The sequence below is a fragment of the Pararobbsia silviterrae genome (assembly GCF_003628125.1).
GTDB lineage: Bacteria > Pseudomonadota > Gammaproteobacteria > Burkholderiales > Burkholderiaceae > Pararobbsia > Pararobbsia silviterrae.
Window position 1 is genome coordinate 142711 of sequence record NZ_RBZU01000006.1, and the last position, 21332, is coordinate 164042.

Consider the following 21332-nt stretch of genomic DNA (forward strand, 5'->3'; position numbering starts at 1 on the left):
ATCGGTATGGACGCCGGCGCGTTCCCCTTTCAATGCGCTTTTGCGTCGGGCATGGCATCCGCCGGCGATCCGTCGATGACGGAGGCCAGCAACAACTTGGATGGACGGAAATTCGTGTATCGATCGATACACGAGGCGATCGATGTATCAGGCCCGAGGCGCGACGCACTGTCCTAAGGCAAAGAAACTGTAACAGTGCATGTTTCGCTGATTAACCAAGTATTTCGTCCTAAGTTCGACGCGATTCGGTCAAAAGGATTTCGGTTCCTTGAATAACGAAATGAAACCGTGGCGAGAACCTTTCACGAGAAGTTCAAGCGCGTCACGTGCGTGTTGCGATACACGCTTGTCGATCATGCGGAACGGCACATCGATGCGTGCGATCAGTCCCGCGGCGATATCGCGTGTATATCGCTGCATGACGCTTTCTGAGCGCCTATACAGGAATGTCCTTATCAAAATACGAGAAAATTTCTTCGATCTATTAAGAGGATAGGTGGATTTTCGAGAGCCAAGGAAGTCGGTAGTAAACTCCGCGCATCGCATCGAACACGGAATCCGTCGTGGCCACGTCAGACCGCGCCTTTGGCGTTCTCAAGCTTTTCACGCTGCAAAAGCCTTCTTGGACCGCCGAGGAGATGGCCGCCGAAATGGGCGTGTCGCAGGCGACGATCTACCGCTTTATCGGCGCGCTCGAAGACGTCGGCCTGATCGCGCCGTCGCGCCTCGGGCAGTACACGCTCGGACCCGCGATCATCCAGCTCGACCGGCAATTGCAGATCACCGATCCGCTGCTGCATGCGGCGGCGCCCGTCATGGACGATCTGCGCACGTATGCGCCTGCCGGGACCGCCGTGCTGCTGTGCCGCTCGTACGGCGACACGGTCCTCTGCGTGCGGCAGGTATTTACACAAGGCCCCCAACCGCTCGTGAGCTACGAGCGCGGCCGGCCCATGCCGCTCTTCGCGGGGGCCACGTCGAAGGTCATCCTCGCGAATCAACCGGCCCGCTGGCTGCGCATGCTGTACGCGAACCACGCGGCCGATGCGGCGGCGGGCGGACTCGGCGAAACCTTCGAGACCTTCAAGCTCGCGCTGACGCAGATCCGCAAGGCCGGCTTCCTGATTACACGGGGCGAGATCGACAAGGGCCGCGTCGGCATTGCCGCGCCGATTCTCGACGAGGATCGGCGCGCCGTCGGAAGTCTGAGCTATGTCGTCGGCGACGACGTCGAGGCGCGCGCATGCGAGCGTCTCGCGACGATCGCGCAAAGCGGTGCGCGTGAAATCGAGGCCGCGTTGGGCGCGGGCCCGTCCGATGCGCCGGCGCGCCGGCTCGCGTGAGCGGCAAGAGGGCTCCCGACGTCGCCGCGCCGCGCGCCTTCCGGGTCGGTTCCGATCGCTTTGGGCCGCTTTCGGCTGCTTGCGTGGAGAAGTTTTGTTGCGTTGAACAAAAATCTAAATAAGAGACTTTGTGGTGATTGAATAAGTAAAAATTATCAAAATAAGAGAATCGTTGTTGACTGATGTCGTAAACGCGCTATCCTACGTCCATTCACGGGTGACGTTCAGGAGACACGCGCATGAAGCTGGCCAGTTTTCGACATGCAGGGAAAGACACCTTCGGCATCGCGACCGATGCGGGTGTGAAGAGTCTCGCGCCGTATGCGGCGGAGGTCGGAGGCTCGTTGCGCGAGGCGCTCGCGCGCAATGCGCTCGGCGCGATCCGGGACCTCGACGCGCGTATCGCCGACACGCTGCCGTGGGACGCCGTCGAACGGCTGCCTGTCGTGCCCGATCCCCGCAAGATCCTCTGCGTCGGCATCAACTACCTGACCCACGTCAAGGAAACGGGCCGCGATATTCCGACGAAGCCGATGTTCTTTACGCGCTTCGCCGATTCGCAGACCGCGCACGGCGCACCGATCATTCGGCCGGCCGCGTCGGAGAAGCTCGATTTCGAAGGTGAACTCGCCGTCGTGATCGGCCGGCCCGCGCGGCACGTCAAGGCGGCCGACGCGTTCGACTATGTCGCCGGCTATGCCTGCTACAACGACGGCAGCGTGCGCGACTGGCAACGTCACACGATCCAGTTCACGCCGGGCAAGAACTTTCCGTCGACGGGCGGCTTCGGTCCGTGGCTCGTCACGGCCGACGAGGTCGGCGATCCGTCGACGCTCACGCTGACGACGCGTCTGAACGGCCAGGTCGTCCAGCACGCGACGACCGACGATCTGATCTTCGACGTGCCGACCCTGATCGAATACTGCAGCACGTTCACCGAGCTCGGGCCGGGCGACGTCATCATCACGGGCACGACGGGCGGCGTCGGCGCGTTTCGCGAACCCCCGCTCTGGATGAAGCCCGGCGATACGGTCGAGGTCGAGATTTCGAACATCGGCACGCTGCGCAACACGGTGGCCGACGAAGTCGTGCATGCCGCCGCTTGAACAGCCGCACCGAGTAGGCCGACCCCGTGCGCCGAATGAATGCGCACACTGAATGCACGCTTGAAACGCAAGACGCCGCGTCGCGCAGGAGACCGCATATGCAGCACGATCAAACCGATGTCCGCACGGGTGTGCTGATCGTCGGCGGCGGGCCCACGGGGCTCACGCTCGCGAATGTGTTGGGACAGGGCGGCGTCCCGTTCGTGCTCGTCGATCAGAAGCCGGCCACGATCGCCGAGCCGCGCGCGGTATCGATCGACGACGAATCGCTGCGCACGATGCAGTCGTTCGCGCTCGAAGGCGAGGTCATGCAGGATGTCGTGCCCGGTTATGGCGTGCATTACTTCAGCAAGCCGGGCGGCGTGTGCTTCGGAAAGGTCGAACCGACCGCGAGCGAATACGGCTACCCGCGCCGCAACGCGTTTCGCCAGCCGCTGTTCGAAGCCACGCTCAAACGCGGCGCGGAGCGTTTCGACGAAGGTCAGGTCCGTTTCGGCCACACGCTCGATACGTTCGAGCAGGACGCCTCGGGCGTGACCGCGATCGTCCGAGCGCCCGACGGCCAACGCGTGACCGTACGCGCGGCATTCATGGTCGCGTGCGACGGCGGGCGCAGCCCGGTTCGAGAATCGCTCGGCATCAAGATGGTCGGCTCGACGTTCAAGTCGCGCTGGCTCGTCGTCGATACCGAACGCGACACCGACGCGTTTTCGCAGATGCGCGTCTATTGCGATGCGCGGCGGCCCATCGTCGACGTGCCCGGACCGCATCGGACGCGCCGCTATGAAGTCTTGATTCATCCGCACGAATCGGCGGACGCCGCGCTCGACCCCGCACAGATCGCCGCGTGGTTGCGTCCGCTGCGCGGCGATACGCCGATGCATGTCGTGCGCAAGACCGTCTACACGTTTCATGCGCGCGTCGCCGAGCGCTGGCAGACGGGCAGGGTGTTTCTCGCGGGCGACGCCGCGCATTTGACGCCGCCGTACGCGGGTCAGGGCATGAACAGCGGGGTGCGCGACGCGCACAACCTCGGATGGAAGTTCGCGTATGTGCTCAAGGGCATCCTGCCCGAGGCGATTCTCGATTCGTACGAGACCGAACGTCGGACCCATGCGTGGTCGTTGATCCGGCTCGCATTGAATCTCGGCATCGTGATGGCGCCGCGTTCACGGTTCAGCGCGCTCGCCTGGCAATCGTTCTTCCGGGCGACGCGCGGGATTGCGCCGATTCGCGATTTCTTCGTTCAGATGAAGTTCAAGCCGAAGCCGAGATTCGACGCGGGACTGCTCGGTCCGCGCGGATCGGAAGGCGGCGCCGGGGTGCGCGGCCGCATGATGCCGCAGCCGCTCGTCGAGACGACGCATGCGGATCGGCGCGTGCACGAACGACTCGACAACGTGATCGGCAACCGATTCGCGCTCGTTTATTGCGGGCCCGCCGACGACGCGACCTTGAGTCGCATCGAGCACCCGCTGTGGGATCTGCTTGGCGCTGTTCGCGTGCAGGTGCTGCCGTCGGACGCGCATGCACGTGCCAACGGCGACATCGATGACGAACGATGTGTACGCGTCGTCGATACGCATGACGCGCTCCGTACTTGGCTCGGCGATGCACGGCATCGCGTGCTGCTCGTGCGGCCCGATCGATACGTCGCGGGGACGTTCGATCCATCGGGCGCGCAGCGCTTCGCCGACGACTACGCGGCCACGCTCGGCGCAACCCTCGGCACGCGCGCGCGAACCGATTCGAAGCGGCCCGCGGCCGCCTCGACCGAGCCCGCGCAAGCCTGAGTCCCTTGCCGTATCCGGAGACATCGCATGACCACTCTACAAAAGACCTCGCCGGCGCGTTTCCATCACATCCGTGTGCTTAGCGATCAACCCGAGCGGCTCGTCGCGTTCTATGAACGCATGCTCGATTTGCGCGTCGTCGGCCGCGATGCGTCAGGCATTGTGATGACAGGTCCCGCGCGGGGCATCATCGTCGGCAACGCGGGTTCCGACGACGCGCCCTATTACGCATATGCCGTGCGCGATCGCGCCGCGCTCGATCGGCTCGCGCAGCGTCTGGGCGCGCATGCCGTCGACGTATCGACGCTCGACGATCCGCTGTTCGAGGCGGGCGCCGTGCGCTTCGCCGACCCTCAGGGCCGCCGCTTCGTCTTCGGCGTCGCGAAAGCCGCGCCTGGGCTCGAAGGCGCGCCGGCCCGGCTTCAACATACGGTTTTCCAATCGACGGATCTCGAGAACGTCGTGCGATTCTTCGTCGACGCGGTCGGCTTCACCTTGTCGGACGAAGTCGTCGACGACGACGGCCGGCTCATGGTCGCGTTTCTGCGCTCGGACGACGAGCATCACACGCTCGCCTTCTTTCGCGGCAGCCGCGACGAGTGGGACCACCATTGCTACGAAACGAACGAATGGAACGACATCCGCGACTGGGGCGATCGTTTTGCCCAGGCGGAGATTCCGATCTTCTTCGGACCGGGGCGTCACGGTCCGGGCAACAACCTGTTCTTCATGGTGACCGACCCGGACGGCAACCGCCTCGAATTTTCCGCCGAGCTCGAACGCGTCGACGCGGACAAGGCCCCGGGCGTCTGGCCGCAATCGGAACGCACGTTGAATTCGTGGGGCCGAGCCTGGATCCGCACCTGAACGTGTTTCGGCGTCGGACGTGCGCGGTCCGCCGTCTCGCGTGACGCGACGAACCGGGACCGCGTCAACGAGACGCGCGCGCCGGCGATCGCGGATCGCGTTGCCGGCGATCCGCGCCGTGCACGAGCGTGCCGAGTGCTTTGATGCGGCGTCGTGACAAGGACAACACCGCGTTGAACGCGCGTCCGACCCGGCGGCCGATCTTGCTGATGACGATGCCGCCGCCCAGCGCAAGCGCGGCTTCGACCACGGGAGTGCGGCCGCCCAGCGCATGGAGGGCAATGCTCGCGAAGACGAACTGCGCGAGATAGATGTAGAGCGCCGCGTTCGAGATCTCCCGGATGACACCGACCGTGAATCGCGGCACGGGGAGACGCGGCAGATACACGACACACAGCGTCGCCACGACGATCGATACGCCGTTCGACGGACCGTAGAGTTTCGCGTCGAGCACCCCGAACATCACCGTCAGCACCGTGGGCCATATGCGGCCCGCGCGACGCGTCCACGCGGCGATGCCCATGCCCAGCGCAAAGGTCGCCAGATTACTCAGCGCGTTGATCTGATGGAGGTGCATGTCGTCGATGCCCGTATCGAGCACGCTTGGCGAGACGATCAAGGGCACCGCGAATCGGAAGATCGATCCGATGATCCAGAGCGCGAACGCGAACTCCGCGATCGACACGGCGCGTCGCGCGACACGCCGCACGAGCAGCGCGGCGACGGTCGTGAGCGCGAGCATCTGAAGCAGGCAGTCCGCGTACCAGAACAGCGAATCGGTCCACCGCATATGGAAGTACCCGTGCGGCGCGGCGTAATAGTCGACCCAATTGGCCGAGAACAGCAGCGCGGCCAGCGGCATATACCCCCATCCCTTGACGTCATGCGCGCCGACGAGCAGCGTGAAGAACAGCGTGGGCAGAAAGATGCGCTTCATCGAGGCGAACGACGCGCGGCCGTCGAAGTCGCGCAGATCGGCGGGAAGCTTGAGCGTGCCGAACATGACGCCCGAGATCAGAAAGAGCGCGCCCGTCAGCCCTTTGCCGATCGGCGCCATGCCGAAGTGATAGAGCACGATCAGCACGATGGCGGCGCAGCGGATGACGATCGTCGAATCGAGCGACGCCCAGATCCGATCGGGACGCGCGACGTGCTTCGAATCGGTGCGCGCAAGGTCGGCGATCGGGCGATCGGCCCAATTCGTCGGCAAGGGGCCGAGCACTTCCTCTGCTGCCAGATACGCATGCACCATGCTCAGGCTGTCGCCGCCGAGCGATGTGAAGCTGCTGCGCGGCGAGATCCGTGACTGCGGAAAAACGTCCGCCCATTTTTCGATCAGACTCGCTTCGGTCCTCGAATACGCGCTTGCGGGATGCGGCGCGTCGTCGAGCGCAGGCGTGCGCGCGATCGCGATGAGCGCGCGCCGGTCGACTTTTCCGCTCGGCAGAAGCGGCGGCCCGTCGGGCAGCATGTGGTAACGCGCGGGGATCATGTACGCAGGCACGCGCGCGGCGAGCGTAGCCTGAACCGCGTCCTCGCGCCACGCATCTCCCTGCGCGAGCGTGACGAAACTCTCGAGACGCGCACCGCTCGCGTCGTCAATGGCCAGCGTCGCGCACCATGCGATGCCGTCGATTCGGCTCAACTGTGTCGTGACCTCGTTGAGATCGATTCGATAGCCGCGAATCTTGACCTGGTCGTCATGCCGTCCCGTCACGATCAGCTTGCCTGCCTCATCGCATTCGCCGAAATCGCCGGTCCGATAAACGCCGTTCACGCGCTCCGAGACAATCTCGCCGTCCTTTACATAGCCCAGCGACAGAAACGGCGATCGGACGCAGAGTTCGCCTTGCCGCCGCGCGGGCAACGCGATGCCGTTTTCGTCGGCGATATAGACGTCGAAGCCCTCGACGGGACGCCCGATAGGCAACGGTGTCGTGGCCGACGCAAAGTCGATATCGTGACAGCAGATCGCCTGCGGTGTTTCGGTCGAACCGTAGAAATTCGATTGCATGACATGCGGTGCGATCGCGTCGAGCTGCTTGACGATGTCGAGCGTGAGCGGTTCGCCGCCCCAGAAAACGCGCCGCAGGGCCGGCAGTTCGCTCGCCTGGCGTCCTTGGGCGACGAGCAGGCGGCCCATCGACGGCGTCAGATGCGCGACCCGGATCTGCTTGTCGAAGAACCATGCGCGCAGGTGTCCGGGCGCGCGCAGCGTGTGTTCGGACGGAATATCGAGCCGCGCGCCGCACGACAACGGCGTGAAGATGTCTCTGAGTACGGGGTCGTGCGAGAGGCCCGACACGAGACTGAAGCGGTCGTCGCGTGTGATGCCCGCACGCGCGATATGCCATGCGACGAAATGGACGAGCGGCGCGTGCGATACCGCGACGCACTTGGGCGCGCCCGTCGATCCCGACGTAAACAGGTAATAGGCGACCTCCCGGACCGCGCGTTCGGGCGCTGCCCGGTCGTCCGCCGCGTCACGGACTTCGCGCGCGGCCTGATCGGAGGCGTGCCGGTTGAACGCGAATCGGCCGTACAGGATGTCGTCGGCCACGAGCACGGGGAGGCCGGCGGCCTGCGCGAGCGCACGGCCTCGACGCGCGCACTCGGCACCGCCCGCGACAAGGATCTGGTCGGGCCGGCATCGGCCGAGCAGGTCCGCGAGCCGTTCGTCGGGATAGCCGCTGTCGAGCACGACGAACGTCGCGCCGCCGAGCGTGACGCCGATCAACGAAATGACGAAGTCCGCGCAGCGTTCGGCGAGAATCGCGACACACGGCGTGCGGCGCGCATATTGAAATGCATATTCAAGCGCGAATGCGACTTTGCGCGACTGGGTATGCAATTGCGCATAGGTGAGTTCGCCGTTTTCAGAAGAGAGCGCGATCGCATCGGCTGACCGAATGGCGTGATCGATAAACGCATCGGCGATGCGTGTTTTATCCGTCAAGGGTTCCATCGTGCAATCCTTAAAAACGCCGCTTGCATAAGAGCGTGTCGATACGCGCGTGTCGTCGCGATATCGAATCAAGCAAAAATCCGGATGGTGTCATCGCAGGCCGGGCGTGCGATGCGGAATGCGTCGACGTGACGCATCGCGCGGTGATGGCGTGCGCGCCACCCGCGAATAGGTGTGTCCTCGGATCGTTAAGCGTTTGAATGGCGGGCGCGCGAAGGCGCATTGCCGTGCGCATCGCTCACCCGTGCTGTCTCGCCACGTGCGCTGCGTTGCACACGGGCCGGCTTGGCCGACTCCATCGATTCGTTTTCCCTTACGCCCATGATCACCACATTCGGCGGGCGTGTACGTGTGAAATCGAACAGATAGGTGAATTTATGTCTTTCGAAAGGATTGAACGGCGATGCCATGGCGAGATCGCGAGATATTGTCGTTTGAATACGTGTCGCGATAAGCAATGTTCGATATCTGGCGAATATCAAATCGGAGTGACACGAATAAGGCAATTCAGTGAGTCTTAATCGAGCGGTCGCTAAAGAGGAGCGCGAGCGGCGCATGCGAGTCGCTCAAGGACAGGGGCCGAGGGCCCGATCTTCATGAATCGAACGGGGCGGACATCGCTGAAACGCGAAGCGGCGGCGGCGATGATCTTTCCGCGCCTTGGATGTCGATGGCGCGCGCGCCGGCTTGCAAATCCTTTAAGGGGGCATCGATTCTAGTTATCGAGGGTCTTCCGATTCGGTCTCGATCGAGCGCGCATACGTTGCGCGCGCGCGATGTGTGGCCGATGCCGAGCCCTTATGGGACGGGGCTTGCGGGGCGCTTATCGCACCCGGCGTGACGCGAACTTCGGCACGTTCGCGACGTGTGTCGTATCGCTTATGTGGTTAACCCTCACTTTCAAGGCGTGCCGCGCGTGCTTATCGTGCGGGGTGCGGCGACCGGCGGCGCTTTAGCCGGCGTGCGGGTCGCCGCCGCAATGGACCACAAGCGAGAGCCCCCCGCAGAGGGGACGAAAGATGTTCGGATGCAAAAGAATCGATCTCGATGCGCATACGCCCGGATCCGGCTCATCACCGGACGCGGCGACAGCGCGCCGATCACGCGACCCCGGGGGGCTCTCCATACATGAAGCACCCGAATGCCAGGCGGGGCACGGCCGACGTCGCCGACGACGCGTCGACGATTGAACGCGCGACGCATCCCATGACGGCGACGTCGATCCTGGCTTGGCCACGGCGCGACGACATGGCGCGTCGCCGGGTCCATCGCAGGCTGACGAGACGCGCGTCGCGAGACGATCCCGACACCGCGCCGGCTCGTGCGTAGCCCGAGTCGGCTTGGCAAACCCTGACGCACGATCCCGCTCCCCGCGCGTCTTCCAGGAAAGAAAGCGGGTCCGATTTTTAACGTTGTTACGTGGTTTATTGGCAAGGAACCTTCTAATGCAAAACACCAAGCGCACTTTGCTTAAGGCCGCGGCCGCACTCGTGCTGGCAGGTTCGAGCGTGTTCGCCCATGCGGAAGACGTGGTCAAGATCGGCCTGATCGTTCCGATGAGCGGCCCCTTCGCGTCGACGGGCCGCCAGATCGACGCGGCGGTCAAGCTCTATATCGCCCAGCATGGCGACACCGTGGCCGGCAAGAAAATCGAGGTCATTCTCAAGGACGACACGAACGTCCCCGATACGACCAAGCGCTTGGCGCAGGAACTCATCGTCAACGATCACGTTGCCGTGCTGGCCGGCTTCGGCTTGACGCCGCTCGCGCTGGCCGCCGCGCCGCTCGCGACGCAGGCCAAGGTGCCGATGGTCGTGATGGCCGCGGCCACGGCGATGATCACCGAGCAGTCGCCGTATATCGTGCGCACGGGCTTCACGCTGCCGCAGAACACGCTGGGCATCGCGCGCTGGGCGCCGAAGAACGGCATCAAGAAGGTCGTGACGATGGTGGCCGACTACGGTCCCGGCATCGATGCGCAGAACTCGTTCAAGAAGGTCTTCGAAGCCGAAGGCGGCACGGTCGTCGAGCAATTGCGCGTGCCGGTCGCGAACCCCGACTTCTCGCCGTTCCTGCAGAAGGTCGCCGACGACAAGCCGGATGCGCTGTTCATCTTCGTGCCGTCGGGTCCGGGCGCGGTCTTCATGAAGCAGTTCGCCGAACGCGGCCTCACGAAGCAGGGCATCAAGCTCATCGGGACGGGCGACGTCGTCGACGACGACATCCTGAACAGCATGGGCGACGTCGCGCTCGGCACGGTCACGTCGATGCATTACACGGCGGCGCTCGACAACCCCGACAACAAGGCCTATGTCGCCGCGTTCGAGAAGGCCAACCCCGGCATGCGTCCGAATTTCCATAGCCTCGGCGGCTATGACGGCATGCATCTGATTTACGCCGCGCTCGAAGCGACGAAGGGCGACACCGACGGCGAGAAGCTGCTGGCCGCGATGAAGGGGCAGAAATGGAACAGCCCGCGCGGACCGGTCCAGCTCGATCCGCAAACGCGTGAAATGATCCAGAACGTCTACATCACGAAGACGGAGCGCGTGAACGGCGAACTGTACAACGTGCCGTTCGACAAGATCGAAGCCGTCAAGGATCCGGCCAAGATCAAGTAAGCGCGTTCGAGCGAGATCTGTTTTAGCCGGATAAGCCGGCTTGCCCACCGCACCCCTCGCATTCGGAGGGGTGCGGCGTTTCGGTGCTTAAAGTCATGTTAACGATTCTGTTCGACGGCATTGCCTACGGCATGCTTTTGTTCGTGCTGGCCAGCGGTCTGGCCATCACGCTCGGATTGATGAACTTCGTCAATCTCGCGCACGGCGCGTTCGCGATGGTCGGCGGATACGCGACCGTGCTCGTCATGTCGCGGCTCGGCGTGCCGTTCTTCGGCGCGCTGCCGATCGCATTCATCGTGTCGGCCGTGCTCGGCGGGATCCTTGAACGCACGCTGTACAAGCGTGTCTACGGGCAGTCCGAACTCAATCAGGTCTTGTTCACGATCGGCCTCACGTTCATGGCGATCGCGACGGTCGATTACTTCATGGGATCGACCCAGCAATTCCTGACCTTGCCGGCCTGGCTGCAAGGCCGTACGGAAATCGCGGGCATCGGCATCGGTTATTACCGCTTGTTCGTGATTGTCGTTTGCGTGGCGCTCGTCGTCGCGCTCCAGTTGATCCTGAGCAAGACACGCTTCGGCAGCCGTCTGCGCGCATCGGTCGACGATCCGCGCGCGGCGAGCGGCCTCGGCATCAACATCAACTTCATGTTCCTGACGACGTTCGCGTTCGGCTCGGGGCTCGCCGGTCTCGGCGGCGCGCTCGGCGCGGACATGCTCGGCCTCGATCCGATCTTTCCGCTCAAGTTCATGATCTATTTCCTCGTCGTGGTCGCGGTCGGCGGCACGAGTTCGCTGACGGGGCCGTTGCTCGCTTCGCTGCTGCTCGGCATTGCCGACGTCGCGGGCAAGTACTACATCCCCGATCTGGGGGCGTTCATCATCTATGGCGTCATGATCATCACCCTGATGTGGCGGCCTCAAGGTCTTTTCGTCAGGGCGGGGGGCAAATGAAGTCTGCAACTTCCATCGAAACGGGCGCATCGTCGGTCGCGCTCGATGTCCGCGCCGTCGGCAAACGCTGGTCGCGCTGGCGTCCCGCGGAAATCGTCTTCTGGATCGTCGCGCTCGGCGTGTGTTTCGCGCCCGTGAACAATTTCCTGCTGCTCAACGAAATCGCGATCCTCGCGTTGTTCGCGGTGTCGCTCGATCTGATCCTCGGCTATACGGGCATCGTTTCGCTCGGCCATGCCGCTTTCTTCGGTCTCGGTGCGTACACGGCGGCGTTGCTCGCCAAGCACTTCAATATGGATCCGATCCTCGGCATGGTGGTCTCGTGCGGCGTCGCGACGCTCGCGGGCCTCTTGACGAGCGTGCTCGTCATGCGCGGCTCCGATCTCACGCGGCTCATGGTGACGCTCGGCGTCGCGTCGATCTTGCATGAACTCGCGAACAAGCTCAGCTGGCTCACGGGCGGCGCGGACGGCATGACGGGCGTGCCCATGGTGCCGTTGTTCGGGCACATCGATTTCGACATCTTCGGACGCGTCGCGTACTCGTATTCGATCGTCACGGTGTTCGTGCTGTTCGTCATCGCGCGGGCCATCGTGAAGTCGCCGTTCGGCATGTCGCTGCGCGTGATCCATCAGAATCCGCTGCGCGCCGCGGCGATGGGCGTGCCCGTCAACGCGCGCCGCACGGCAGCCTATACGCTGAGCGCCGCCTATGCGGGCGTGGCCGGCGCCTTGCTCGCGCAGACTACGGGCTTCGCCTCGCTCGACGTGCTTGATTTCCATCGTTCGGCCGATGTGCTGCTCATGCTGATGATCGGCGGCGCGGGTTATCTGTACGGCGGCATCATCGGCGCGGCCGTGTTCCGGTTCATGCAGAACTGGCTGGCCGACCTGACGCCGCAGTACTGGGAGTTCTGGATCGGTCTGCTGCTCGTCGTCATCGTGATCGTCGGCCACGACCGGCTCGTGCGTCCGTGGACGTGGTTCCGCCGCAGCGGAGGCAAGGCATGACGATCGCATTGCAGACCTTCAATCTCGTCAAGCGCTTCGGCGGCCTCGTCGCGACGAACGATGTCTCGATCACGGTCGAGAAGGGCGCGCGGCAGGCGCTGATCGGTCCGAACGGCGCGGGCAAGACCACGTTGATCAACCAATTGACGGGCGTGCTGGCGCCGACGTCGGGCCGTATCGAACTCGAAGGCCGCGACATCACGTCGCTGTCGGTGCATGAGCGCGCGCGCGCGGGGATGGTCCGGACGTTTCAGATCAATCAGCTCTTCAAGGAGCTGACGCCCGTCGAATCGCTGGCCGCGGCGATCTCCGAGCGCGACGGGCTCGGCGCGCGCTTCTGGCGCGCGCTCGGGCATCGCGGCGAACTCATGGACGAGGTCGCGGCGCTGCTCGAACAGTGCAATCTCGTCGATGCGATGCATCGCGAGACGCGCGTGCTGCCCTATGGCAAGCAGCGTTTGCTCGAAATCGCGCTCGCGCTCGCGGCCAGGCCGCGTGTGTTGCTGCTCGACGAACCCGTGGCCGGCGTGCCCGACGGCGAGCGCCGCGAGATTCTGAATACGGTGGCCGCGTTGCCCGACGACGTGACCATCGTGCTGATCGAGCATGACATGGACCTCGTGTTCAGCTTCGCGAGCCGCATTTCGGTGCTCGTGAGCGGCGGTTTGCTGACCGAGGGAAGCTGCGCCGACATCGCGCGCGATCCGAGCGTCAAGGCCGTGTATTTGGGCGAAGAGCTCGTGGGGAGCGACCATGTCTGAGATGTTGAAGCTGGAGGGCGTCGTCGCCGGCTATGGCGAGGCCAAGGTGCTCGCGGGCGTCGATCTGTCGCTGGGGCAAGGGCAGGCGCTCGCGCTGCTCGGCCGTAACGGCACGGGCAAGACCACGTTGATCAATACGATCGTCGGTCACACGCGACGTTTCAAAGGGCGGCTCTGGCTCGACGGCAAGGAGATCACGGCGCTCAAGCCGCATCAGCGCGCGCTGGCGGGCATCGGCTGGGTGCCGCAGGAACGCAATATCTTCAAGTCGCTGACGGTCGAGGAGAATCTGACCGCGATCGCCGTCCCGGGGCCGTGGGATCTCGCGCGTATCTACGCGATGTTTCCGCGTCTGCAGGAACGCCGCGCGAACATGGGTAATCAACTGTCGGGCGGCGAGCAGCAGATGCTCGCGATCGCCCGAGCATTGCTGCTCAATCCGAAGGTCCTGCTGCTCGACGAACCGCTCGAAGGTCTCGCGCCGATCATCGTGCAGGAGCTGATGCGCATTCTGTCCGAGATCATCGAACGCGAAGGGCTCTCGGTGATCCTCGTCGAACAGAATGCGCGCAAGGCGCTGAGCATTACGCACCACGCGATCGTGCTCGAACGCGGCGCGGTCATCCATGCGAGCACGGCGGCCGAACTGCTCGCGCAGGACGACAAGATCGACACGCTGCTCGCGGTGTCGCAGCGCTGAAGAAAAGCAATTGAACGGTGTCGCCGATCAGAACGCGTGCTGCAAGCGCAGGCTGCCGGTCTGCGACACGAATCCGCCGCCGGCCTGAAGCTCGTACCGCGCGCTGATGTCGAGCAGCCGCGCATGCAGCAGCGTGACGCCGACCGACACATCGGCGAGGTCCGACACAGGGCGCTGTCCGAAAGTCGTGAACGCCGTTGCACCCGTCGGGTCGCCGGCGAAGCTCGACGTCGTCTGGAAGCGCGAGTGGTCGTACTCGTGGATCCAGCGCACCTCGATCGACGGCAGCAGGTCGTTGTGACCGATGCTGACGGGCTTCGCGATATCGACGCCGATCGCGCTGCGTACGGTCGTGCCGTGCGTCGCATCGACGGCGAGCGCCGCACCGTTGCCGCCGCTCTCCGTGTAGTTGTCCTGATGCAGATAGCTGTAGGTCAGACTCGCACGCGGCGTGACGTCGAAACCGGCGAGCGCGAGCGGATAGCCGAACTCGGCGCGAGCCGCGTATTGCTGACCGCCGAATACGCCGAACGCCGTGCCGTTGAATCCCGGGAAATCGATCAGACGCGTCGTGTCGTAGTGTTGACTCATCGCGCCCGCGGAGACGTTCACATACCACGGTGAACCGCGATACGACGCATAGCCGAGCAAACCGTATGCATTGATATGCGTCGACGTGCCCGCCGCGTCGTCATTGCCGTTGACGATGGTGTTGTTGAACGTCAACGCGCCGCCCGCGGTCCATTGGTCGTCGATCTTGCGATCGGCGCCGATGATCATGCCGCCGTAGTTCGCGTCGTAACCGTCGAGGCCGTCGCGCGCGCCCTGCGATGCATGACCGCCGTAGGCCTGACCCCAGACGCCGTACGCAGGCGCGACGTCACCCGTCGAGATGCCCGAGCCGCCTGCGCCGCTTGAGCCGCTTGAGCTGTCCGATAGCGACGAGACCGCCGTATTGCCCGCGTCGGACTCGCGCATCGCATCGACGCGATTGAACAGGATGCCCATCGTGTCGAACGTCGGCGCTTCGGCACTCGTGGCGAGCGTGAGCGGCTGCACGGGCCCGAGCTGTTTGCCCGCGCGATTGGAGGCGGCCGTGCTGTCGAGCGCCATCGACGCGTTGTAGAGATTCAGCAGCGCGGCATCGCTGACGCCCGCGTATCGCGCCAGACCGTCGAGCGAGGCGATCGCGTTCGGCAGCGTCGCCCTTGTGCTCGGGATCGACGTCGACGTGCCCGAACCCAGCGATACGACGAGATCGTCATGGCCCGCCGAGTCGGATTCGCTGCCCGTGATCGTCCCGGTGAAACCGGTCGCCGAGTAATTGAGTGCGTCGACGTTATAGTCGGCCGTCGCCGCATCGACGACGACGTAGCGCTGTCCGGACGCAAACGCGTAGCTCGTGCCGGTGCGCGTGAGCGTGACGTTCGAACCTGGATCGAGTTCCGCGTTGCCGGACACGACGAGTCGTCCGTAACCCGTATCCGAGAGCGTTCCTCCCGCGTTCGCGGAATCGGACACGCCGATCTGCAATGTCGTGCCGGCGAGCTGCGTGTAGTCGCCGGTGATCGAAATCGCTTGATTGACCTGAAGGACGGCGCCCGAGTTGACGACGCCGTAGCCGGAGCTGACCTGGATCGTGTCGTTCAGGAGCAGGTTGCCGCCGGTGAAGTCGACGTTGCCCGCCGCGGTGACGATCCGGCCGATGGTCCCGGTGCCGTAGCCGGTCAAGGTTCCGAACGTCGTACCCGTGCCGCCCTCGATCGTGAGGTCGCCGGTGTCGATCGTCACGTTCCCTTCGATCGATCCGGTATTCGTGATCGTGCCGATCGTCGAGCCGACGCCGCCCACGATCGCGGATCCCGATCCCCGGATGACGCCCGCGTTGTGAATCGCGCCGATCGTCGCGCCGTCGTTGGCGCTCACCGCTTCCTGAGCGCTGATCACGCCGCCCGTGAGGTTGTTGAGCGTGCCGATCGAACCGTTGGAGTCCGCGATCACGCCGTTGTATGTCGCGCTGATCGTGCCGCTGTTGTTCAATGTCGTGAGCGTCGACCCCTGGATGACGCCGATCCCGTCGTTCGTGCCCGAGATCGTGGCGCCCGCCGCATTCGTCAGGGTGCCGACCGTGCTGCCGGCCGTCGCGCCGTTATCGTTGTCGAGCATGATCCCGAAGGCGCCGCCGATCGTCCCGGCGTTAGAGATCGTTCCGACACTCACGCCGTAGAGGTAGAGCCCGGCGCCCGCGGCATCGGGTCCGGCCGCACCGGTCAGCGTGCCGTTGTTCGTGAACGAGGTGAGGCTGTCGAAGATATCGACGGCGTCGGCATCGGTCGGCGCGATGGTGCTCCCCGTGTTGATCGTCAGGTCTGTCGTTGTCCAGGTGTAGTCCGTCGTCGTGCTTGGGGTTGCCGAATCGAGCGACGTGCCGCCGTTGAGGATGACCGCGGTATCCGCGAACGCGGGTGCGCCGATCGACATCAACGCGGCGGCCAGCGCGATGGGGTGCACGCGAAGGACGCGATCGGCCCGCACGCCGGTGCCGCCGGCGGCCGTGCGCGTCGATGCGGTACCCGCACGCGCGACGCCGACTTCGGCCGCGACTTGAAAGAGATGGCGGGCCGTATTCCAGACGACGCGATAGACATGATTCACAGCGTTTCCCCGTTGTTGCTCTGGTGCGTATGAAGACGCCGAACGTCCGGGCACCAGTTTTTCCGGAGACGCGTTTGAACGGGCTGAACGCGGAGAACAGGCGATTCGATCAGGCTCGGCGCGTGCGCATACGCGCTCGGCATCGGGATGCCGAGCGGTCATGGCGAGGCGCGCGATCAGGCGTGCGAAGTCGCGAGGGGCCGTTTCCAACTGTTACCGCGGAGATTACTTGCGCGCAAATTTCGGCGTCTATCCGAAATTAGTTCGGATGCGCGTTCATGCGCGGAGGCGAGAGGGAGGCTGCGCGGCTTGCAACGAGTCGGCGATCGCGACGTCAGGAACGGTCGCGCAAGACGGGCTCGCCCGTGCGGGGATTCGTCAAGGTGACGTTTTCGAGGGCTTTGAAGCGCCACGCATTGCGATGTCGCGTGAGGACGGCGAGTATCAACGTGTCGACGGCGTGCGGGCCGGCCGGGTGCGCGACGCCCGACGAGAGGCGGCTCCAGAAATGGACGATCGCCGCGTCGTCGCCGATCGCGACGACGTCGATCAGCGTGTTGTCGAGGGTCGAGTCGCTGTAGATCGTCGCGTGAATCGGGGCATGCAGCTTGACGATCTCATCGGCACCGCGCACGTAGTGTCCGAATCGGTTCACGAATGTCGCGTCTTCATGGAACAGTGCGCCGAGCGCGTACATATCGTGCGCGTTCCAGGCCGCCTGGAACGCGTGCGGTGCGTCTTGCGGTTCGATGATGTCGGTCATGGGCGATCCGTCGGCACGAGGACGATCCCGTATCTTATCGCCCGAAGCGTATTTAAAGTCCGAAGCCCATTTGCGTGCGGCCCATGTCGCTGAGATCGGCCGCCGTCGCGCGCCCGATAAAGTCGACCTCGAAGTTGTCGGGCGCGAAGTCGGGCGGGCTCGTGCCTTCAAGGAAACTCGGCAATTGACGACGCAGATAGGCATCGTTCTTCGCGCAGCTCGGCACCGAGCCGATATACATCACGTTGCTGTATCCGGCGCCCTTGTGCTCGTCTTCGACGGCGTGGATCACGTCCGAATGCCAGAACACCGTATCGCCCGCGTTCATCTTCGGAATCGACGATAGCGCGTCGAACAGCGGCGCGTGATATTCGGGCTTGATCGACAGCGCGCGACCCGGCATCGCCCCGCACAGATCGTCTTCGGGCACGTCGTCCTGCAACGCGCGCAGCAGGATATACGCCATCGAATTCGCGATCGGCACGAGTTGAAGCGTGCCGTCCCCGGGGCCTTGCGGCGTGAGCGCGGTCCAGCCCTGGAATGTGCGGAACATCGAACACACGGCCGGCGAGGCGATTTCCTCGACTTCGGTTCGATAGGCGGCGTCGAACGGATCGTAGGCGCGCCAGTCGCCGTTGAACACATGGCGATAGACATTGCGGAAATTCGTCTCGATCCAGCGCTCGACCGAGCCGCCGTCGCAATGCGCGGAAAGTCCCAGCGATTCCGAACCCGGCGGCCGGCGACGCATGCGGTCCGCATAGACGGGCACGTGATCGGGATCGAAGTGAACGCGGCCTTCGCTTTGCGTTTTCCAGAGGCGATTCAGAAACACACGGGCCGTCGTGAGCTCGGCCGACTCGCGCGCGAGCACTTGCGGGCGGGACCAATAGACGCCGAAGATCTGCGGCTTGCTCGATTTGAGCTGGCCGAAATATTTGTCCTCGGCGCGATGTTCGAGCCGCTTGTCGAGATTGTTTTTGTCGACGTATTCGGCGATTTCGGCATCCCAGCCTTCGACGATCGTGCGATCGAAGACGTTTCGGATCACGCACGCGCCGCGCGTTTTGACAAGCGCGATCGTGTCCTGCGACACGCGGCCTTGCGCGATATCGGCGAACTGAATTTCGGGGATCACGGATGCGCCGCGGTCGCGCAGCGCGGCAATGGCGTTCGCTTCGTCGACGATGGCCTTTTCGACGTCGAGGAACACCTCGCGGTAATTGGGCAGACGCTTGCGAAGGTCTTGCTTGGCTTGCCGGATCGCGGCCGGCAGATCATGGATGACGAGTGCCATTGTCTCTCTCTCTCAAACACCGATGTGGGTGATGCGAAGCATAGGCCGGGCTCGAATCGCGCGGTGATACTATTGCGCCATTATTGATGCAGATTCGGCCATGATGTCCACGGACCCGGTTCGCATGTTCGGCACGCTTGTTCCGTCCGCTCGTTTAGCGCGCTTATTGAGTCCGCTTATTGGGTCCGCTTAGTGAGTCTACTTATTTAGCCCGCGCATTCAGACGATTCGCCGCTTATGAAGCCCGCATACGAACATGTCGAATTCGGCGACCACTGCTCGGTCAGGGTTTACCATCGGCGCTTGCCGCGCATTCCGTTCGAATGGCATCACCACCCCGAATACGAATTGACGCTGACGCTCAATAGTCAGGGCAAGCGCTATATCGGCGATTCGATCGGCGAGTATCACGCGAACGATCTCGTGCTCGTGCCGCCCGATTTGCCGCATACATGGGCGTCGAATCGGTCGATCGATCCCTCGGCGCAGCAAGTGGCGATCGTGATCTGGTTTCAAGGGGAGTGGGCGCGGCGTCTCGCGGATTGCTGTCCCGAGTATGCGGCGCTGCGCAAGCTGCTGCGCCGCGCGGCGTGCGGGCTCGCGTTCGATGCGAGCGCGAGCGCGCTCGTGCAAAGCCGGCTCGATCGTTTGTTGTCGGACGACGCGCGACGGCGTCTCGCGGCGGCGCTCGATATTCTCTGCGATCTCGCGGATGCGCCGGGCGATCCGCTCGCCTCGCCGTCATCGTTCCGGCAAGAGGATCGCGGCCCGACGGGGCACGAACCCGAGCGCTTCGCGCGCGTGCTCGCGACGATCGAGACGCGGTTCGCCGAAGCGTTGCGCGTGTCCGATCTATGCGATGCGGCAAACGTGTCGGAGCGCTCGCTGTCGCGATACTTCGAGCATCACATCGGGGAAAGCGTCGGGCGCTATATCGCGCGCATCCGGATCGGGCATGCGTGTCGTTTGCTATCCAATACCGTATTGCCGGTTTCCGTGATTGCCGCGCGCTCGGGATTTCCGAACGTGGCGAATTTCAATCGGCAATTCAAGGCGCTTCGCAAGATGACGCCGTCGCAGTTCCGCGCGCAGTTTCCGCGCGGCGCGCGACAGGATGAAGCCGTCCCCGAACTGACGCAGCGCCCGCGCTCGCTCGAGCACGCATCCGCGCCGAAGCCCGCGCGTTCGCGCGCGCCGAAGCCTGCAAGTCCATCCGGGTCGGCGGCTCGGGTCCGATCCGCGAGCGCGCTCAAAACGCGAGCCGCCGCGCAGAAGCCGCGCTGATGCGCGATCTCGACGAAGACCGTGCACTCGGACTCCTCGGCCTTTTTTGCATTGTTGAACGGCGCTCATAAGTGCATCTCATTTCATGCGCATTGTTGAATGGCGCGCGGCACACTAGATTGAAGGTTTCACATGCCGCACGGTGATCGAAGGAGTGATGCAATGCAAAAGCGCACGTTGGGAAAGGGCGGACTTGAGGTATCGGCGATCGGCCTCGGTTGCATGGGGCTCAGTTTCGGCTTCGGCCCGGCTGTCGAGAAGGAGGCCGGTATCGCGCTGATCCGCTCGGCGTTCGAAGCGGGGGTCACGTTCTTCGACACCGCGGAGTGCTATGGCCCGTTCGCGAATGAAACTCTCGTGGGCGAAGCTGTCGCGCCGTTTCGCGACGAGATCGTCATTGCGACGAAGTTCGGTTTCGAGGACGGCGATGCGAGGAAGCCGATGGACAGTCGGCCCGAACGGATCCGCGCGGTCGTGGATGCCTCGTTGAAGCGGCTCGGGACCGATCGCATCGATCTGCTCTACCAGCATCGCGTCGATCCGAACGTGCCGATCGAAGAGGTCGCGGGCACCGTCAAGGATCTGATCCACGCAGGCAAGGTCAAGCATTTCGGCTTGTCGGAAGCGGGCGAGCGGACGATACGCCGCGCGCATGCGGTGCAGCCCGTCGCGGCGCTGCAAAGCGAATATTCGCTATGGTGGCGCGAGCCGGAGCAGTCGGTGCTGCCGACGCTCAAGGAGCTCGGTATCGGTTTCGTGCCGTTCAGTCCGCTCGGCAAGGGCTTTCTGACGGGCGCGATCGATGCGAGCACGTCGTTCGGCGCGAGCGATTTTCGCAGCATCGTGCCGCGCTTCAGCGAAGCGAATCGCAAGGCGAACGCGGCGCTCGTCGACGTGCTCGGCGAGATTGCCGACGGTCATGGCGTGACGCGCGCGCAAATCGCGCTGGCCTGGCTGCTTGCGCAGCACCCTTCGATCGTGCCGATTCCGGGGACGACGAAATTGCATCGTCTTAAAGAAAACGTCGGGGCGGCCGCGGTCGCGTTGTCGTCCGACGATCTGAGCGCGATCGAGTCCGCGTTGCGCGAGATCCGGATCGTCGGCGATCGCTATCCGGCGCAGATGCAGCAACGCGTCGATCGTTAGTCCGAACGCGGGGCCGCATGGCCTGCGCGAGCCGACGTGTCGGCGCGCATGCCATGCGCCGGAAT

At 64.1% G+C, this 21332-nt stretch carries 16 protein-coding genes; 11 read left to right on the forward strand and 5 right to left on the reverse strand.

Annotated elements, in window-relative coordinates:
- Positions 1-563 precede the first annotated feature (563 nt).
- The 4 genes from D7S86_RS15195 (at position 564) to D7S86_RS15210 (ending at position 5109) form a co-directional block, all read left to right on the forward strand.
- Positions 564-1343: an IclR family transcriptional regulator gene (locus D7S86_RS15195; RefSeq protein ID WP_121087693.1), complete on the forward strand. Its 780-nt coding sequence runs from the start codon at positions 564-566 to the stop codon at positions 1341-1343.
- A 239-nt stretch (positions 1344-1582) separates the two neighbouring features.
- Positions 1583-2449, forward strand: a complete 867-nt coding sequence (locus tag D7S86_RS15200) for a fumarylacetoacetate hydrolase family protein (protein ID WP_121087694.1) — start codon at positions 1583-1585, stop codon at positions 2447-2449.
- A 98-nt stretch (positions 2450-2547) separates the two neighbouring features.
- A complete protein-coding gene (locus tag D7S86_RS15205) occupies positions 2548-4242 on the forward strand; it encodes a bifunctional 3-(3-hydroxy-phenyl)propionate/3-hydroxycinnamic acid hydroxylase (protein ID WP_121087695.1) in 1695 nt (564 codons plus the stop codon).
- A gap of 27 nt (positions 4243-4269) precedes the next feature.
- On the forward strand, positions 4270-5109 hold the full coding sequence (locus tag D7S86_RS15210; RefSeq protein ID WP_121087696.1) for a VOC family protein: 840 nt from the start codon (positions 4270-4272) through the stop codon (positions 5107-5109).
- 64 nt (positions 5110-5173) lie between these two features.
- Here the strand turns inward: D7S86_RS15210 and D7S86_RS15215 are convergent, their stop codons facing one another.
- Together D7S86_RS15215 and D7S86_RS29145 are read right to left on the reverse strand one after the other, a co-directional pair.
- A complete protein-coding gene (locus D7S86_RS15215) occupies positions 5174-8074 on the reverse strand; it encodes an AMP-binding protein (protein WP_121087697.1) in 2901 nt (966 codons plus the stop codon).
- A gap of 188 nt (positions 8075-8262) precedes the next feature.
- A complete protein-coding gene (locus D7S86_RS29145; protein ID WP_147432343.1) occupies positions 8263-8484 on the reverse strand; it encodes a hypothetical protein in 222 nt (73 codons plus the stop codon).
- A 1035-nt stretch (positions 8485-9519) separates the two neighbouring features.
- Between D7S86_RS29145 and D7S86_RS15225 the strand changes: the two genes are divergently transcribed.
- The 5 genes from D7S86_RS15225 to D7S86_RS15245 all read left to right on the forward strand — a co-directional run bounded on the left by D7S86_RS15225 (position 9520) and on the right by D7S86_RS15245 (position 14122).
- Entirely contained in the window at positions 9520-10695 is a 1176-nt protein-coding gene (locus D7S86_RS15225; RefSeq protein WP_121087699.1) for an ABC transporter substrate-binding protein, read from the forward strand.
- A gap of 95 nt (positions 10696-10790) precedes the next feature.
- The gene (locus tag D7S86_RS15230) at positions 10791-11651 is read left to right on the forward strand and encodes a branched-chain amino acid ABC transporter permease (RefSeq protein ID WP_121087700.1); all 861 of its coding nucleotides are present in this window, start codon (positions 10791-10793) and stop codon (positions 11649-11651) included.
- The gene (locus D7S86_RS15235; RefSeq protein WP_121087701.1) at positions 11648-12661 is read left to right on the forward strand and encodes a branched-chain amino acid ABC transporter permease; all 1014 of its coding nucleotides are present in this window, start codon (positions 11648-11650) and stop codon (positions 12659-12661) included. The genes D7S86_RS15230 and D7S86_RS15235 overlap by 4 nt, the downstream gene beginning before the upstream one ends.
- Positions 12658-13422, forward strand: coding sequence for an ABC transporter ATP-binding protein (locus tag D7S86_RS15240; protein WP_121087702.1), 765 nt, complete (start codon positions 12658-12660; stop codon positions 13420-13422). Before D7S86_RS15235 ends, D7S86_RS15240 begins: the two co-directional genes overlap by 4 nt.
- Complete coding sequence (locus D7S86_RS15245) at positions 13415-14122, forward strand: ABC transporter ATP-binding protein (RefSeq protein WP_121087703.1); 708 nt, start codon at positions 13415-13417, stop codon at positions 14120-14122. Before D7S86_RS15240 ends, D7S86_RS15245 begins: the two co-directional genes overlap by 8 nt.
- A gap of 27 nt (positions 14123-14149) precedes the next feature.
- On the opposite strand, the gene D7S86_RS15250 is transcribed toward D7S86_RS15245, so the two are convergent.
- The 3 genes from D7S86_RS15250 to D7S86_RS15260 all read right to left on the reverse strand — a co-directional run bounded on the left by D7S86_RS15250 (position 14150) and on the right by D7S86_RS15260 (position 18837).
- On the reverse strand, positions 14150-16777 hold the full coding sequence (locus D7S86_RS15250) for an autotransporter family protein (protein ID WP_158601968.1): 2628 nt from the start codon (positions 16775-16777) through the stop codon (positions 14150-14152).
- 334 nt (positions 16778-17111) lie between these two features.
- The gene (locus D7S86_RS15255) at positions 17112-17540 is read right to left on the reverse strand and encodes an SgcJ/EcaC family oxidoreductase (protein WP_121087705.1); all 429 of its coding nucleotides are present in this window, start codon (positions 17538-17540) and stop codon (positions 17112-17114) included.
- Positions 17541-17592: 52 nt separating this feature from the next.
- A complete protein-coding gene (locus tag D7S86_RS15260; protein WP_121087706.1) occupies positions 17593-18837 on the reverse strand; it encodes a DUF1479 domain-containing protein in 1245 nt (414 codons plus the stop codon).
- A 237-nt stretch (positions 18838-19074) separates the two neighbouring features.
- Between D7S86_RS15260 and D7S86_RS15265 the strand changes: the two genes are divergently transcribed.
- Together D7S86_RS15265 and D7S86_RS15270 are read left to right on the forward strand one after the other, a co-directional pair.
- On the forward strand, positions 19075-20121 hold the full coding sequence (locus D7S86_RS15265; RefSeq protein WP_121087707.1) for a helix-turn-helix domain-containing protein: 1047 nt from the start codon (positions 19075-19077) through the stop codon (positions 20119-20121).
- Between the two features lie 162 nt (positions 20122-20283).
- The gene (locus tag D7S86_RS15270; protein ID WP_121087708.1) at positions 20284-21267 is read left to right on the forward strand and encodes an aldo/keto reductase; all 984 of its coding nucleotides are present in this window, start codon (positions 20284-20286) and stop codon (positions 21265-21267) included.
- Positions 21268-21332 lie beyond the last annotated feature (65 nt).